A 16,373-nucleotide genomic window follows, 5' to 3' on the forward strand; every position below is an offset into this window, starting at 1 on the left:
GCAGCGTCATGAGTGAGGCAGGACGGACGTGTCAGCGTCCCGGCTGCGGCGGGGCCTACGAGGACATGGGCGGCGGCGAACTGTACTGCGACACCTGCGGTCTCGCGCCGGTCGTCGCGGCCGGCGGCGCGCTGGGCTCGACGCCGACCGGCGTCACCGGGAGCGGCGGCCGGGGCTCCCGCGGTTCACGCGGCGGTTCGGGCGGCGGCGGTTCGGGCGGCGGCGGTTCCCGTTCCAGTGCCCGCGGCTCGCGTGCGTCCTCGCAGTCGTCGCGTTCGTCGCGTTCGTCGAGGTCCCGGCGCTCGGTGTCGGGCCGGCTCTCCCGGGCCGTGTCGGGCCGCGCCACGGGGCGTTCGGTGTCGGTGCGCAGCTCCGGTTCGGGTGCCGGTTCCACGGGGCGCGGGCGTCTCGGCGTCGGTCTCGTCGAGGTGCCGGCGGTGCCGCGGCCGGACCCGCACGAGATGGTCATGGACCGCCCCGAGGTGCCGGAGCGCAAGCGGTTCTGCTCGCGCTCGGACTGCTCGGCGCCGGTCGGGCGGGCGCGCGGGGAGCGGCCGGGCCGCACGGAGGGTTTCTGCACCAAGTGCGGCCACCCGTACTCGTTCGTGCCCAAGCTGAAGGCCGGGGACGTCGTGCACGGCCAGTACGAGGTGGTGGGCTGTCTCGCGCACGGCGGGCTCGGCTGGATCTACCTCGCCGTCGACAGGGCGGTCTCCGACCGCTGGGTGGTCCTCAAGGGTCTGCTGGACACGGGCGACCAGGACGCGATGGCGGCGGCGATCTCCGAGCGGCGGTTCCTCGCCGAGATCGAGCACGCCAACATCGTGCGGATCTACAACTTCGTCGAGCACCTCGACCAGCGCACCGGCTCCCTCGACGGCTACATAGTGATGGAGTACGTCGGCGGCAAGTCGCTCAAGGAGATCGCCAACGCCCGGCGTTCCCCGGAGGGACGGCGCGACCCGCTGCCGGTCGAACAGGCCTGCGCCTACGGCATCGAGGCGCTGGAGGCGCTCGCCCATCTGCACAGCCGCAAGCTGCTGTACTGCGACTTCAAGGTCGACAACGCCATCCAGACCGAGGACCAGCTCAAGCTCATCGACATGGGCGCGGTCCGCCGCATGGACGACGACGAGTCGGCCATCTACGGCACGGTGGGCTACCAGGCCCCGGAGGTCGCCGACGTCGGCCCGTCGGTGGCGTCCGACCTGTACACCGTCGGGCGCACCCTCGCCGTGCTGTCGTTCGACTTCCAGGGCTACACCACCGTCTACGCGGACTCGCTGCCCGATCCCGACCACATCGACGTCTTCCGGCGGTACGAGTCGTACTACCGGCTGCTGGTGCGGGCCACCGACCCCGATCCGGCCCGCAGGTTCGGCTCCGCGCAGGAGATGGCGGAGCAGCTGACGGGTGTGCTGCGCGAGGTGGTCTCGCTCCAGACGGGCCGCGCCCGGCCCGCCGTCTCCACGCTGTTCGGGCCCGAGGTCCGGGTGACGGACACGGAGTTGTTCCCGCGCCTCGACGGCGAGGTGTCCCCGCTGGGCGCCAGAGCGGCCCGGAGGGGCGGAGGCGGCGCGGGGCGCGGCACGGGTCGGGGCGCGGGCGCGCTGCCCGCGGGCGCGGGCCCGCCGGGTGGGGCGGGGCCGGCCGTGGGGGCGCCGGGCGGGACCGTCGCGGGCGGCGGGCCGGACGGAGGCGCCGGTGCGGCGGGGACTCCCGGCGGAGCGGTCGGGGGTGCGAGCGTCTCGCTGCCCGGGGCGGTGAGCACGGTCGGTGCTCTCGGCGCCGGGACCTCGGGCCTGGTCAAGTCCGCCGACGCGCCGACCGCCGCGCTGGCGCTGCCGGTCCCCCGGGTGGACGCAGGCGACCCCAACGCGGGCTTCCTGGCGGGTCTCGTGGCGTCCGCGCCGGGCGAGCTGCTGACCGCGCTGGCCGCCGCGCCCGCGCCGTCGGCCGAGACGCGGCTGCGGCAGATCAGGGCCCGGCTGGAGAACGGCGACGCGTCCGGCGCTCTGGGGGCCCTGGCGACGCTGGAGGAGGAACGGCCCGACGACTGGCGGGTGGTCTGGTACCGCGGGCTGGCGGCGCTGGTGACCGGCTCCCACGAGGACGCCGCGCTGGCCTTCGACGCGATCTACGACGCCTTCCCGGGCGAGATCGCGGCCAAGCTGGCGCTCGGCCTGTGCGCGGAGGTCCTGGGGCAGCTCGACAACGCCGCCGAGTACTACGGGCTGGTGTGGTCGTCGGACCCGAGCCATGTGAGCGCCGCGTTCGGGCTGGCCAGGGTCCAGCTGGCGGGCGGGGACCGGGCCGGTGCCGTTCGGACGCTGGAGTCGGTGCCGGAGTCGTCGGTGCACTGCACGGCCGCGCGCGTGGCGGCGGTGCGGGCGCGGTTGCGGCGGCGCAGCGCGGCCGCGGGCGATCTGGCGTTCCTGGACGATCTGGTCGCCGCCGCGGGGCAGGTCGAGGCGCTGGACGTGTACGGTCTGGATCCGGCACGGCGTGAGCGACTGTCGGCCGAGGTCCTCGGTTGCGCGCTGGACTGGGTACTCTCCGGAGGCCGGGGTTCCGTCCCTCCCGCCGCCGGAGGACGGACGCTGCTCGGCAGGGACCTGGACGAACGCGGCCTGCGCTTCGGCCTGGAGCGTTCGTACCGCACGCTGGCCCGGCTGGCGCGGGACGGCGAGGAGAGGATCGACCTGGTGGAACGTGCCAATCGTTACCGCCCCCGGACGTGGGTGTAGTTGATGTCGCAAAAGCCCCAGCAGGCCGCTGTGTCGAGGTGCCCGAGCTGCGAGGAGCCCCTCGAGCCGGGAGACCGGTACTGCGGTGCGTGCGGATACGACCTGTCCGTCGTGCCCGCGCGGCCCGAGGACAGCCCGACCATCGCCTTGAACGGCGTGGCGCCGGCGCCCCCGCCGGACGGCGCGGACTGGCCCGCGGCCCGGGACTCGGACGGCCGCGGCCATCCCGCCCCGGTACACGCGGCGGCCGAACTGCCGGGCACCGACTCGGGCGGCTCCCCGCTGCCGCCGCCCCCCGCTGCCGCGCCCGGGGAGCCCGCCGCATCCGGGGAGCCCGCTCCCGGTGTGCGGTTCGACCGGCCCGGCGAACCCGAGGAGTACCCGTTGCAGGCGCCCGACCCGCGACCGGCCGCCGAGCAGGACGCGACGGCCGCGGTCGAGAAGGTGTGCGTGGCCTGCCGCGCGGGCCGCGTCGACGACGACGGCTACTGCGAGAACTGCGGGCACGCCCAGCCCCGCGAACGCGACCACATGGAGCAGGAGTCGGGGCCGGTGGCCGCCGTCAGCGACCGGGGTCTGCGCCACCACCGCAACGAGGACGCGTTCTCCGTCGCCTGCACGGCGCTGCCCGACGGCGTGCCCGCGAGCGTGGCGATCGTCTGCGACGGTGTGTCCTCCGCGACGCGCCCCGACGACGCGTCCCTCGCCGCGTCCCGGGCGGCCGGCCAGTCGCTGCTCGGTGCCCTGCCGCGCGGCACGCACCCCCAGCAGGCCATGCACGACGCCATCCTCGCCGCCTCGCACGCGGTCAACGCGCTGGCCGACGAACCCGCGACCGTCCGCGAGCAGGCCCCGCACCAGAACGCGCCCGCCTGCACCCTGGTCGGCGCGGTGGTCACCGCCGGGCTGCTGGTCGTCGGCTGGGTCGGCGACAGCCGCGTCTACTGGGTGCCGTCCGACCGCGCCACCCCGCCCGCCCGGCTCACCGAGGACGACTCGTGGGCCGCGCAGATGGTCGCAGCGGGCCTGATGAACGAGGCCGAGGCCTACGCCGACGAGCGCGCCCACGCCATCACCGGGTGGCTCGGCGCCGACGCCTACGAACTGGAGCCGCACACCGCGTCGTTCAAGCCGGACCGCCCCGGCGTGGTCGTGGTCTGCACGGACGGCCTGTGGAACTACGCCGAGTCCGCCCACGAGATGGCCGAGGCCGTCCCCCTGGACGCCGCCGAACGGCCGTTGCACGGTGCCCGTGTTCTGGTCGGCCACGCCCTGGACGGCGGGGGCCACGACAACGTAACAGTGGCCCTCCTGCCGTTCCCGGCCCCTCCGCAGGGGGCAGGATCGGCCTGAGGGCCCCGCACGGGTACGGGCACGGCACGAACACGGGTACGGGCGAGGGGCGGCCTCGCGGACCGCAGGGGGCGGTGCGCGCCAGCACAGCCGACACCCCACCGCTGTGGGGACGTAGAGGGGGATGCGATCCGGCATGGCCAATTTCTCGAAGTCGAACGTGCCGCAGTTCGCGGTGGACGTCTACCAGAACGAGTACCTGCCCGAGGGCGGCCGTGAGGTCAACGCCGTCGTCACGGTCACCGCGACCGGCGGCGGCACGATCGGGAGCGCGGTCGCCGCGCCCCACCTGTACGCGCCCGGCCGGGGTCCGTCCGCGGCCGTCGCGCTGCTGGTCGACTGCTCGGGCTCGATGGACTACCCGCCGACCAAGATGCGCAACGCCCGCGACGCCACGGCCGCGGCGATCGACACCCTGCGCGACGGCGTGCACTTCACGGTCGTGGCGGGCACCCATGTGGCCAAGGAGGTCTACCCGGGCGGCGGCGGGCTGGCGATCGCCGACCCCGCCACCCGCGAGCAGGCCAAGCAGGCACTGCGCCGGCTGAGCGCGGGTGGCGGCACCGCCATCGGCACCTGGCTGCGGCTGGCCGACCGGCTGCTGGCCACCGCGGACGTCGCCATCCGGCACGGCATCCTGCTCACCGACGGCCGCAACGAGCACGAGTCGCCCGAGGACCTCGGGGCCGCACTCGACGCCTGCGCCGGGCGTTTCACCTGCGACGCCCGCGGCGTGGGCACCGACTGGGAAGTGAAAGAAGTCACAGGGATCGCCTCCGCCCTGCTCGGCACCGCGGACATCGTCGCCGATCCGGCGGGCCTGGCCGACGACTTCACGCGGATGATGGAGGAGGCCATGGGCAAGGAGGTCGCGGACGTCGCGCTGCGCCTGTGGACCCCGGTCGGCACGACGGTGAGGTTCGTCAAGCAGGTCGCCCCGACGGTCGAGGAGTTGACCGGCCGCCGCACGGAGGCGGGGCCGCGGGCCGGTGACTACCCCCTCGGTTCCTGGGGCGACGAGTCCCGCGACTACCACGTGTGCGTGGAGGTACCGGCGGCCGGCCTCGGCCAGGAGATGCTGGCCGCCCGCGTCTCCCTGGTCGTGCCGGAACCCGGGGACGGCGTCCGCAACCTCGGCGCGCAGGGTCTCGTACGGGCCGTGTGGACCGACGACATGACCGCGTCCACGTCCATCAACCCGCAAGTGGCCCACTACACCGGGCAGGCCGAACTGGCACAAGTCATCCAACAGGGTATGGATCTTCGCAAAGCGGGGGACATCGACGGAGCAACGGCCAAACTGGGTCGTGCGGTTCAGCTCGCCGGAGTCTCCGGAAACGCCGATACCGCGAAACTGCTCGCCAAGGTGGTGGACGTGGTGGACGCGGCGGCAGGTACTGTGCGACTGAAAGCGAAGGTCGAGGAGGCCGACGAGATGACTCTCGAGACCCGGTCGACGAAGACCGTTCGTGTGAAGAAGTGACGCAGCACGCCAACCGCGCGACACGCCCGCAAGAGAGGGAAGCCCCGACATGCCGACCTGCCCGAACGGACACCAGTCGGGTTCCGACGACTGGTGCGAGGTCTGTGGTCACCGCATGGCCGGTGCCGTGCCGCCCCCTCCGCCGCCCCCGCCCCCCGGCGGCGGCTACGGTTTCCCGCCGCCCGCCGGCCCGGGTGGCCCCGGCGGCGGTCCCGGTGGTCCGGGCGCCGAGCCGCAGTTGTGCCCGCAGTGCCGCACGCCGCGTGAGGGCGGTGCGCCGTTCTGCGAGGAGTGCCGGTGGAACTTCCTGACCAACACGGCCACCTCGTACACCCCGGCCGCCCCGCGCCCACCGGCGTCCGGGGGTCCGGCACCGCACTTCCAGCAGCCGCCGGGCGGTCCGTCGTACGGCGGCGGCGACTCGTACGACTACCAGGGCTCGCGCCCGTCCCAGATGAACCGCCCCGCCGAACCGATCCCCCCGGGCCCGCCCTTCGGCGGCGACCCGTCGGGCCGGGGCGGACCGGGCGGCGGCTTCGGCGGCCAGGACGGTCCCGGCGGGCCCAACGGCCCCGGTGGCTTCGGTAGCCCCGGAGGTCCTGACGGACCCGGCGGACCTGGCGGTTTCGGCGGACCTGGCGGCCCCGGCGGCCCGGGCGGCCCCGAGGGTCCCGGCGGCTCCCGCGGCCCGGGCGGTCCCGGCGGCTTCGGCGGCCAGGACGGACCCGACAGCCCTGGCGGCCCCGGTGGATTCGGCGGTCCCGGGGGCCCCAACGGACCCGGTGGTTTCGGCAATCCTGGTGGTCCCAACGGACCCGGCCGACCCGGCGGCCCGGGCGGCCCCGGGGGGCCTGACGGACGCGGTGGCCCGGGCGGTCCCGGCGGCTTCGGCGGCCAGGACGGACCCGACAGCCCTGGCGGCCCCGGTGGATTCGGCGGTCCCGGGGGTCCCGGTAGTGCTGGGGGTCCCAACGGACCCGGTGGCTTCGGCGGTCCTGGTGGTCCCAACGGACCCGGCCGACCCGGCGGCCCCGAGGGACCCAGTGGTTTCGGGGGCCCTGACGGGCCTGGTGGGCCCGGCCGCCCCGGCGGCTTCGGTGGCCAGGACGGGCCCAACGGCCCTGGCGGCCCCGGCGGCTTCGGTGGCCCCGGTGGCCCCAGCGGACCCGGCAACCCCGCCGCCCCTGGCGGTCCCGGCGGCTTCGGTGGCCCGGGTGGACCCCAGGGCCCGGGTGGTCCGGGCGGCCCCGGTGGCCCAGGCGGACCCCAGGGCCCGGGTGGTCCGGGCGGTCCGTCCGGCCCCCGGCCCCGCCCGCGTTCGGCGGCGATCCGTCGCGTCCGGTTCCGCCTCCGCCCGGGCCCGTTCCGCCCCCGCCCGGTGCGCCCGGTGGCGCTCCGCAGGGGTACCAGGCCGGTCCGTCGGCCCCGCCCGCCTTCCCGCAGGAGACCAACCGCCCGCAGCAGGGCGGCCCGGCCTTCGGCGGCGGTGACGACGACTGGATGATCTCCCCGCCGTCGTCCACCGGACCGGGTGGACAGGGCGGCCCCGGCGGCCCGAACCGCCCGGGCCAGGCCCAGGGCGGCGGCGGTTACGGCTACCCGCAGCCCGGCGCCACCCAGGCCCCGCCCGGCCAGGGCTTCCCGCACCAGTCGGCGCAGCCCGCGACCTGGTCGGCGACGATCGGTCCGGACCGCGAGTACTTCATGGCGATGATGCACCGCTCCGGTCCCGAGGCCGCGGGCCTGAACCTGCCCGCGTACTCGCCCGAGCAGCAGCGCACGCTCACCGGCAACCAGATCACCATCGGCCGGCGCCGGCACTCCACCGGTGACACCCCGGACATCGATCTGGCCGTCCCGCCGGAGGATCCCGGCGTCTCGCACCAGCACGCGATGCTGGTGCAGCAGCCGGACGGCGGCTGGGCGGTCGTCGACCAGAACTCGACGAACGGCACGACCGTCAACGGCGGCGAGGAGCCGATCCAGCCCTTCGTGCCGGTGCCGCTCCAGGACGGCGACCGGGTGCACGTGGGCGCCTGGACGACGATCACGATCCGCCGCGGATAGCGCGGGAGGCGGTCTCCGTCAGGCGAGCGGCCAGGCGTACGGGCCCTCGGGGTCGTCCAGCCACGCCCAGGCCCGTTCGCCGCTGACGGTGATGCCGTAGCGCTCGCGGCGCGGGGCCTCCTCGCGCTCCCACAGCGCGTACGCCTCCTGCGGATCGAGGCCGCCCCGGCTCAGCGCGAGCAGGAAACGGAACAGGTCGTCCTGCCGGGCCCGGCGCGGCACCCCGCCCAGGCCCGGGGTCTCGGGCTCCGGGCCGTCCGCGCCGCGCAGCGGCACGAAGTAGGCGGGCGTGGGCAGGAAGCGCCCCTCGGCGTGCGTGGCGTCGCGGACGGTGAGGACGGCGAGGCCGGTGGCGAGCGGGGTGAGGATCCGCCCGCCGGGGCGGCACTGCGTCAGCCAGGCGCGCGGCACCGAGGGCAGCGCGCAGGTGGCGAGGATCCGGTCGTAGGGGGCGCGCTCGGGCACGCCGCGGGCGCCGTCGCCGGTGACGACGGCCGGGTGGTACCCGGCGGTGTCCAGGTGCCTCCGCGCCGACTCGGTGATCTCGGGGTCCAGGTCGACGGTGGTGACCAGGGCGTCGTCGCCGAGCCGGTGGGCGAGCAGGGCGGCGTTGTAGCCGGTGCCGGCGCCGATCTCCAGGACCCGGTCGCCCTCCCGCACGTCCAGCTCCACCAGCATCATCGCCATCAGCGAGGGCTGGCTGCTGGAGGAGAGCAGTTCGCCGTCGCGGATCCTGGTCGCCAGCGGGGCGTCGGCGTACGCGCCGCGCACCCAGCGCTCGCGGGCGCCCCGGTCGGGGTCCTCGCCCCAGCGGCGTTCGTAGCCGCCCCGGACGCCGACGTAGTAGTACGGCACGAAGAGGTGGCGCGGGACCGCCCGGAACGCCTCCCGCCACACCGGGTCGGCCGTCCAGGCGCCGCTCAGCTCGATCTCCCGCACCAGCTCCGCCCGAGCGGAGGCGGCGAGGCCGTCCAGGTCCTGGTGCCCGCCCATGTCTCCACAGTACGGTCCGGGCGGCGGACGGGCAGGCTTCCGGGGCGGTCCTAGGTCTTGAGTCCTATGCCCCCGTGTCTGAGACCATGGACGGCGTGAACGAGATTCGGCGCGGCACGCTTCAGGAGCAGACCTTCTACGAGCAGGTCGGCGGGGAGGAGACCTTCCGCCGGCTCGTCCACCGCTTCTACGAGGGGGTCGCCGAGGATCCGATCCTGCGGCCGATGTACCCGGAGGAGGACCTGGGCCCGGCCGAGGACCGGTTCGCGCTGTTCCTCATGCAGTACTGGGGCGGCCCGACGACGTACAGCGACAACCGGGGCCACCCGCGGCTGCGGATGCGGCACGCCCCCTTCGTCGTCGACCGGGCCGCGCACGACGCCTGGCTGAAGCACATGCGGGTCGCGCTCGACGAGCTGGGGCTGTCCGAGGAGCACGAGCAGACGCTGTGGAAGTACCTCACGTACGCGGCGGCCTCGATGATCAACACGCCTGGCTGACCCGGACATAACCCCCGCCGACGCACGGATTCCGGTCAGCCGACGCCGGATTCCGGTCACAATCCGGTCAAGCCCGAGCCCCGGGCGGTTACTTCCGTACCTCCTCCTCTGACAACATCCCGGAGAGGTCTGGACAACAGCGGCGGGGGGCCGGGTGGCGGGGTACGGGGGGCTCATGGGGTTCGTGCTGCTGCGTGCGCGGGCGCACCGCCTGCTGCTGGCCGCGGCCCTGCTCACCGTCCTGCTGACCACGACGGTCCTGGCCACGCTGACCGCCTACTCGGGCGCCGTCGGCGACGCGGCCCTGCGCCACGCCCTCGCCGACTCGCGCACCGGGGCGGACGCCGCGCTGATCGTGAAGGCGGACGTGCCGGCCGAACAGCGGTCGGCCGCCGACGCCACCGTGCGCGAGGGCGCCGCGAAGACCTTCGACGGGCTGCCGCGCACGGTGCGGACCCTGATGCGGTCGGGCCCGTACGCGCTGCCCGGCTCGCTGCGTTCCGCGACCGAGCGGTCCGACGACCCCGATCTGACGTACTTCGCGGCGCTCGACCCCTCGCAGGTCCGCGTCGACGAGGGACGCTTGCCGACCGGGGGCGACGGCTCGGCGGGCGGGACGGTGGAGGTGGCGGTGCCGGTGGCCGCCGCCGAGCGCGTCGGCGTCCGGCCGGGCGACCGCCTCACGCTCACCGACCGGCTCGACGGCCCGGCCGTCCGCGTCGTGGTGAGCGGCCTGTACCGGCCGGCCGACGCCGGGGCACCGTACTGGCGCCTCGACGACCTGGACGGGCGCGGCCTCGAGGAGGGCGGCTTCACGACGTACGGGCCGCTGCTCGCCCCGCCCGGCGCGCTGTCCGGGGGCCGGGTCAGCGCGGGGTCGTCCGGGTGGCTGGTGACGGCGGACTACGCGTCGCTGACGACCGGGCGGACGGACGCCCTGGCCGAGGCGGCGCGGGACGGCCTGGCCTGGCTGCGCGAGCAGCGGGTCCTCAGCGGTTCCACGGCGGCGACGACCGAGCTGCCGGCGATCCTGGACCGCCTCGACCGCTCGCTGGTGGTCTCCCGCTCCACCCTTCTGGTCATCGCGCTGCAACTCGCCCTGCTCGCGGGCGGCGCGCTGCTGCTGGTGGCACGGCTGCTGAGCGTGGAGCGCGCGGGCGAGCTGCGGCTGCTGCGGGCGCGCGGTGCCTCCCGGGCCCGGCTGGCGGCGGGGTCCGCGCTGGAGGCGCTGCTGCTGGCGGTGCCCGCGGTGGTCTGCGCGCCGCTCCTCGCGGGGCCGCTGATCCGGCTGCTGGCCGGGCGGGGGCGCCTGCCCGGATCGGGCTCGGCTGGGAGCCGTCGGCCGGCGGCAGCGGCACGGTGTGGCTGGTGACGGCACTGGCGGCCCTCGGCTGCACGCTGGCCGTGGCACTGCCCGCGCTGGCCCCGGCGTCCGAGGCCCGCGGCCGGACCCGGGCACTGCCCGGCTGGTTGCGCGCCGGTGCGGACGTGGGCCTGCTGGTGGTCGCGGGCATCGCCTACTGGCAGCTGGACCGGCAGACCTCCGCCGACGCGACGGGCGGGGCCCGGGACGCGGGCACCCTGGGGATCGATCCGCTGTTCGTGGCGACACCCACGCTGGCCCTGCTGGCCGGTACGGTCCTGGCGCTGCGGTTGCTGCCGCTGGTGGCGCGGCTCGCGGAGCGCCGGGCGGCGAGCGGACGCGGGCTGGCGCGGCGCTGGCGGGCTGGCAGCTGAGCCGGCGTCCGATGCGCGGGGCGGGCCCCGTGCTGCTGCTGGTGCTCGCGGTGGCGCTCGGCACGATGGCGGTCGGGCAGGGCGCGTCCTGGTCCCGTTCGCAGGACGACCAGGCCGACTTCCGTACGGGAGCGCCGATCCGGGTGCAGGCGTCCGGCACGGTGGAGGCGGGCCGTACCGACCGGATCGCGGGCGTCGAGGGCGTGCGGGAGGTCGCACCCGCGGCCCGGTCCGAGGTGTCGTTGTCCGGGGACCGGACGGCGACGGTGCTCGCGCTGGACACCTCGCGGGCGGCGGGCATGATGCTGATGCGGCCGGACCTGGCCGACGCGTCCCCGCGGGAGCTGCTGGCCGGCATGGCGCCCGAGCAGGCGTCGAAGGGCACGCAGATCCCGGCCGGCACGGTCGGGCTCGCGCTGACGGCCACCCTCACCGTCCCGGACACCGACCCGGGCTCCGCGGACCGCGACTCCGCGAACCGCGACGCCACCTCGGCCTCCGCCTCCGCCGACTACCGGTCGGCGGACGTGACGGTCACCGTCGAGGACCGCTGGGGCACGCCCTACCGGCTGCGGGCCGGTTCACTGGCCGCCGACGGCCGGGAGCACACCCTCGGCGCGGACGTCTCCGGCGGCCCGTTCACCCTGACCGGCGTCGAGTTCACGGTGATCCAGCCCACGGGCCGCAGCGAGGAACAGCGCCTGACCGTACGGCAGGTGACGGCGACGTCCGCCGACGGGACCGCGCGGCGGGTGCCGCTGCCCGACGCCTGGGCCGCCGCGACGGAACTGTCGCCCGCGTCGACCGCGCCGGAGGCGGACGGTGCCCCGTCCGCTCCGCGTGTGCTGGGCTCGCGGCCGCTCGCCGTCCAGTACCGCACGGGCGTCTCGCTCAACCCGCAGATCACCACGCTGACCGTGCGGCTGCGGGTCGCGCGGCCCGCGCCGGCCGAGGTGACCGCCGTCGCCACCGACCGGTTCCTGGACTCCGTGGGCGCCCGCGCCGGGCAGCGCGTCACGGTGGCGATCGGCGCCCACGACGTGCCGGTGCGGATCGTGCGCGCCGTGCGCGAACTGCCGGGCACCGCGCCCGAGAGCGCCCCCGCGCGGTCCGGCGGGGCGCTGCTGGTGGACCTGCGGGCGGTGAACGGGATGTTGCAGAGCGAGTACGGCACCGCCCTGGCGCCCACCGAGTGGTGGCTGCGGCCCGGGCCGGGGAGGACCGACGAGGCCGCGGCGGGTCTGCGGGCGTTCCCGGACACCGCGCCCGCCCAGGTCCTGGTCCGCGACGAGGTCGCCGAGCGGCTGCGTGACGACCCGTTCGGCGCTGGTCCCGGGGCGGCGTTCGCGGCGGCGACGCTGGTGGCGGCGGCGCTGGCGGCGGTCGGCTTCACGGTGAGCGCGGCGGGGTCGCTGCGCGAGCGCGGCGCCGAGTTCTCCGTCCTGCGCGCGCTGGGCGCCTCGCGCCGCCGGCTGGCCCGCACGGTCGCCGTCGAGCAGGGCGTGCTGACCTGCCTGGCGCTGCTGACCGGCGCCGCCCTGGGGGCGGTCCTGACCCGGGCGGTGATCCCGCTGACCGTCCTGACCCCGCAGGCCGCCCGGCCCGTCCCGGACGTCCACGTGGTGCTGCCGGTCGACCGGACCGCCCTGCTGGTGGCCGGTATGGCCATCGTTCCGCTGCTGGTCACGGCGGCGCTGGCGCTGCGCCGCACGGACACGACGGTGACCCTCAAGGAGCACGGAGGTGCCGGACGGTGAACCGCGTGACCGCCCCCTGGGTACGCACCCGGCTGCGCGCCGCACCCAGCGCCGCCGTCGCGCTGGCGGTACTGGTGGCGCTGACCGCGTGTCTGGCCGCCGCGTTCCCCCGGGCACTGGACCGGTACACGGACGCCGGTCTGCGCCGGGCCGTCGAGCGGGCGTCGACCGGCGAACGCAGCGTGCGGGTGGACGCCGACCCCGTCCTCGGGGGGAGCGTCGCCGAGGCCGAGGACAGCGTCCGACCCGAGAGCCTCGCCGACGCCTACCGGTCCGTCCTCGGCAGCGTCGAACGCCCCCTCGTCGTCGACGAGAGGCAGTCGTCGTACGGCGTCCGCGTCACCGACAGCCTGCCCGCGCCGGAGAAGTGGCTGCCGCGGCCCGACGGGCTGCCCGCGGAGATGGTCCTCGCGGCCCAGGAGGGGCTCGCCGACCATGCCCGGCCGACGTCCGGCCGGCTGCCCCGGGTCGCGGGCGGGCGGACGGACTTCACGACCGCCGACGTGGAGGCCGCGGTGACCGAGGAGACGGCCCGCGCGCTGCACATCGAGGTGGGTTCGGTCCTCCACCTGCCGGCCCAGCGCGCCCTGACCGTCCACGTCACCGGCATCGTCACGCCCGAGCGGCCCGACAGCGCCTACTGGTCCGTCGACTCCGTGCTGCGCACCCCCTCCTTGCGGCGCACGCCCGCCCCGCCCGGCGCCCCGAGCCCCACCTACTGGGTCGGCGGCCTGCTGCTCGCGCCCGAGGCGGGCCCCGCACTGCTCGGCACCGCCCAGGTGGGCCGCTACTGGCACCTGGCGACCGACACCGGCTCGGTGCGCAGCCGCGACCTCGACGGACTCGGTTCCGCCGTGGCCTCCCTGGAGTCCGGGCCCGGCCTGGAGCGGCTGCGCACGGCGATCGACCCCATGGCGGAGGTCACGACCGGTCTCGACGACGTCTTCACCGCGTACGGGCGACTGCGCGGCGACATCGGCCCGCTGGTCGTCGTCGCCGCGTCCGGGGCGGGCACCGTCGCCGCGGTGGTCCTGCTGATGGCGGGCGGCCTGGCCGCCGGCCGGCGCCGCACCGAACTGGCCCTGCTGCGGGCCCGCGGCGCCTCCGTACGGGGTCTGACGGGACGGCTGCTGGCCGAGACGGCGGTGGTGGCCGTGCCCGCGGGCGCGCTCGGGTTCGGCGCGGCCCTGCTCGCGCTGCCCGGCGCCCGGCTGTGGCCCGCGCTCTGGGCCGCCGCCGCGGTCACCGCCGTCGCCTGCCTCGCGCTGCCGCTGCGCGCGGCCGCCGCGCACCGCACCGTACGCGTCCACGGCGGACGGCGGGACGTGGCGTCGGCGCGGGCCTCCCGGCGCCGTACGGTCGCCGAGCTGACGGTCGTGGTCCTCGCGCTGGGCGCCGTGGAGACGCTGCGCCGGCGCGGGGCGACGGAGGGCGCCGGCGACCTGGTGGCGCTGGCCCCGGTCCTGGTGGGGGTGATCGCCGCGCTGGTGCTGGTGCGCCTGTACCCGCTGCCGCTGCGCGCGCTGGCCCGTCCGGCCCGGCGGCTGCGGGGCGCCGTCGGGCATCTCGCGCTGGCCCGGGCCGGCCGTACCTCCGCCTCCGCCGTACTGCCCCTGCTCGCGCTGCTGACCGCGTTCACCGTGGCGGCGTTCGGCGGGTCGGTCCTCAGCGGCGTGGCCGACGCCCGCGACCGTGCCGCGCTGCTCGCCGTCGGCGCCGACGCCCGGGTGGAGGCGGACGACGCGCTGCCCTCCGGCCTGTCCGACCGGCTCCGCGGGGCGTCCGGGGCGCGGGAGGTCACCGAGGTCGGCATCGACTACCAGGCCGGGACACCGAACGGCCGCCAGTCGCTGCCGGTCGCGGGCGTGGACCCGGACGCCTACGCGGCGCTGGCCGCGCGGACGGGTCTCGGCGCGTTCCCCGGTGGGCGGCTGACCCGGCCGGACGGCGCCGAGGGCGGCTCCGAGGACGCCGTACTGCCGGCGCTGGCCTCCCCCGCGGTCGCCGAACGGTTCGGCGACGAGCCGTTCGGGATGCGCCTGGCCGACGGCAGCGTCGCCACGCTGCGGATCGTGCTGGTCCGCGAGGACACCCCGGCCGTGTACGGCGACGACTTCCTCGTCGTGGACCGGGCCGGGCTGTCCGCCGGGGCCGCGCCGCCCAACGTGCTGCTGCTGAGCGGCGACGACCTGGACGGGGGCGCGCTGCGCCGGGCGGTGGACGACGCCGGCACCGTCCACCTGCGGGCCGAGGAACGCGGCACGTACGTGGACTCGCCGCTGCAGACCGGCGCCGAGCGGATCTACACGGCCGCCGTGGCCGCCGGCGCCGGTTACGCCGCCCTGGCCCTGCTGCTGTCGCTGGCGGGCACCGCCGCGGAACGCGCCGCGCTCCTCGCCCGGCTGCGCACCATGGGCCTCACCCGCGCCCAGGGCCGCCGTCTGCTCGTCCTGGAGTCCCTCCCGCAGGCGCTGCCCGCCGCGCTGGGCGGCATCCTGACCGGCTGGGCGGCCGTACGGCTCCTCGCCCCCGGCGTCGACCTGACGACCATCGCGCTGTCGACGACGGCGTCCCCGGTGGGGCGTGCCGAACTGCGCGCCGACCCGTGGTCGCTGGCCGTTCCGGCGGTGGCGGTGCTGGTGCTGGCGGTGGGGGTGGCGGCGCTCCAGGCGTGGTGGTCGGGCCGGCGCGGGGCGGTCGCGGAGCTCCGGGCGGGCGACGCGCGGTGAAGGCCCGACCGGAGACACGGAGGAGATCCCGATGACGACCGACCCCACCCTCGCCGAACTGGCCGACCGCGCCACCGCGTCCCGGGACCGGCCCGCCTACGGCCACGACGCCCTGATCACCTGCGACCGCCTGGTCCGGATCTTCAGCGCGGACGGCGTGGAGGTGCAGGCCCTCCAGGGGCTCGACCTGCTGGTCCGCGAGGGCGAGCTGATGGCTCTGGTCGGCGCCTCGGGCAGCGGCAAGTCGACGCTGATGAACATCCTGGCCGGCCTGGACACCCCGACCGCCGGAGCGGCCCGGGTCGCGGGGCGCGACCTGCTGGCGATGACGGCGAAGGACCGCCTGGCCTACCGCCGCACGGTGGTTGGCTTCGTGTGGCAGCAGACGTCCCGCAACCTCATGCCGTATCTGACGGCCGCCCAGAACGTGGCCCTGCCCATGCAGTTGGCCGGGACCGGTGGGCGCCGGGCGGCACGCGCCGAACGCGCGCTGGAGCTGCTGGACCTGATGGACGTCGCCGACTGCCGCGACCGGCGCCCGCAGCAGTTGTCCGGCGGGCAGCAGCAGCGGGTCGCCATCGCCGTGGCCCTGGCGGGCGGCCCCTCGGTGCTGCTCGCCGACGAGCCGACGGGCGAACTGGACTCCCACACCGCGGAACAGATCTTCGCCGCCTTCCGCACGGCGAACGAGCAGTTGGGCACCACCATCGTCATCGTCACCCACGACCAGGCGGTGGCCGGTGAGGTCCGCCGCACCGTCGCCATCCGCGACGGCCGCACCTCCACGGAGGTGCTGCGGCGCAGCGAGGTGGACGCCGAGACCGGCCACGAGACGGTGGTGGCCCGCGAGTACGCCATGCTCGACCGGGCCGGCCGGCTCCAGCTGCCCGCCGACTACACCGCGGCCCTGGGCATGCGCGACCGCGTCGCCCTGGAACTGGAGTCGGACCACATCGCCGTACGCCCGGACGACAGCGACACCCACACCCGCGACTGACCGGCCGGCC

Annotated in this window: 7 protein-coding genes and 2 pseudogenes; 8 read left to right on the forward strand and 1 reads right to left on the reverse strand. The window is 76.4% G+C overall.

Annotation, left to right across the window (positions count from 1 at the left end; all coding sequences use genetic code 11):
* Positions 1-8: 8 nt before the first annotated feature.
* The 4 genes and pseudogenes from BJ961_RS30180 (at position 9) to BJ961_RS36240 (ending at position 7,650) form a co-directional block, all read left to right on the forward strand.
* Positions 9-2,747: a serine/threonine-protein kinase gene (locus tag BJ961_RS30180; protein ID WP_271415944.1), complete on the forward strand. Its 2,739-nt coding sequence runs from the start codon at positions 9-11 to the stop codon at positions 2,745-2,747.
* A gap of 3 nt (positions 2,748-2,750) precedes the next feature.
* A complete protein-coding gene (locus BJ961_RS30185; RefSeq protein WP_271415945.1) occupies positions 2,751-4,100 on the forward strand; it encodes a PP2C family serine/threonine-protein phosphatase in 1,350 nt (449 codons plus the stop codon).
* A gap of 136 nt (positions 4,101-4,236) precedes the next feature.
* On the forward strand, positions 4,237-5,583 hold the full coding sequence (locus BJ961_RS30190) for a vWA domain-containing protein (RefSeq protein ID WP_271415946.1): 1,347 nt from the start codon (positions 4,237-4,239) through the stop codon (positions 5,581-5,583).
* A gap of 49 nt (positions 5,584-5,632) precedes the next feature.
* Positions 5,633-7,650: pseudogene (locus tag BJ961_RS36240) on the forward strand (FHA domain-containing protein).
* Positions 7,651-7,668: 18 nt separating this feature from the next.
* Here the strand turns inward: BJ961_RS36240 and BJ961_RS30200 are convergent.
* A complete protein-coding gene (locus BJ961_RS30200; RefSeq protein ID WP_271415947.1) occupies positions 7,669-8,643 on the reverse strand; it encodes a methyltransferase domain-containing protein in 975 nt (324 codons plus the stop codon).
* Positions 8,644-8,729: 86 nt separating this feature from the next.
* Here BJ961_RS30200 and BJ961_RS30205 point away from each other — a divergent pair, with 86 nt between their 5' ends.
* From BJ961_RS30205 to BJ961_RS30220, 4 genes and pseudogenes are all read left to right on the forward strand, one after another.
* On the forward strand, positions 8,730-9,143 hold the full coding sequence (locus BJ961_RS30205) for a globin (protein WP_109032879.1): 414 nt from the start codon (positions 8,730-8,732) through the stop codon (positions 9,141-9,143).
* A gap of 175 nt (positions 9,144-9,318) precedes the next feature.
* Positions 9,319-12,637 (forward strand): annotated as a pseudogene (locus BJ961_RS30210) (FtsX-like permease family protein).
* On the forward strand, positions 12,634-15,366 hold the full coding sequence (locus tag BJ961_RS30215) for an FtsX-like permease family protein (RefSeq protein WP_271415948.1): 2,733 nt from the start codon (positions 12,634-12,636) through the stop codon (positions 15,364-15,366). The pseudogene BJ961_RS30210 and the gene BJ961_RS30215 overlap by 4 nt, the downstream one beginning before the upstream one ends.
* Positions 15,367-15,397: 31 nt before the next feature.
* Positions 15,398-16,363: an ABC transporter ATP-binding protein gene (locus tag BJ961_RS30220; protein ID WP_271415949.1), complete on the forward strand. Its 966-nt coding sequence runs from the start codon at positions 15,398-15,400 to the stop codon at positions 16,361-16,363.
* Positions 16,364-16,373: the final 10 nt, after the last annotated feature.

The sequence above is a fragment of the Streptomyces lienomycini genome (assembly GCF_027947595.1).
GTDB lineage: Bacteria > Actinomycetota > Actinomycetes > Streptomycetales > Streptomycetaceae > Streptomyces > Streptomyces lienomycini.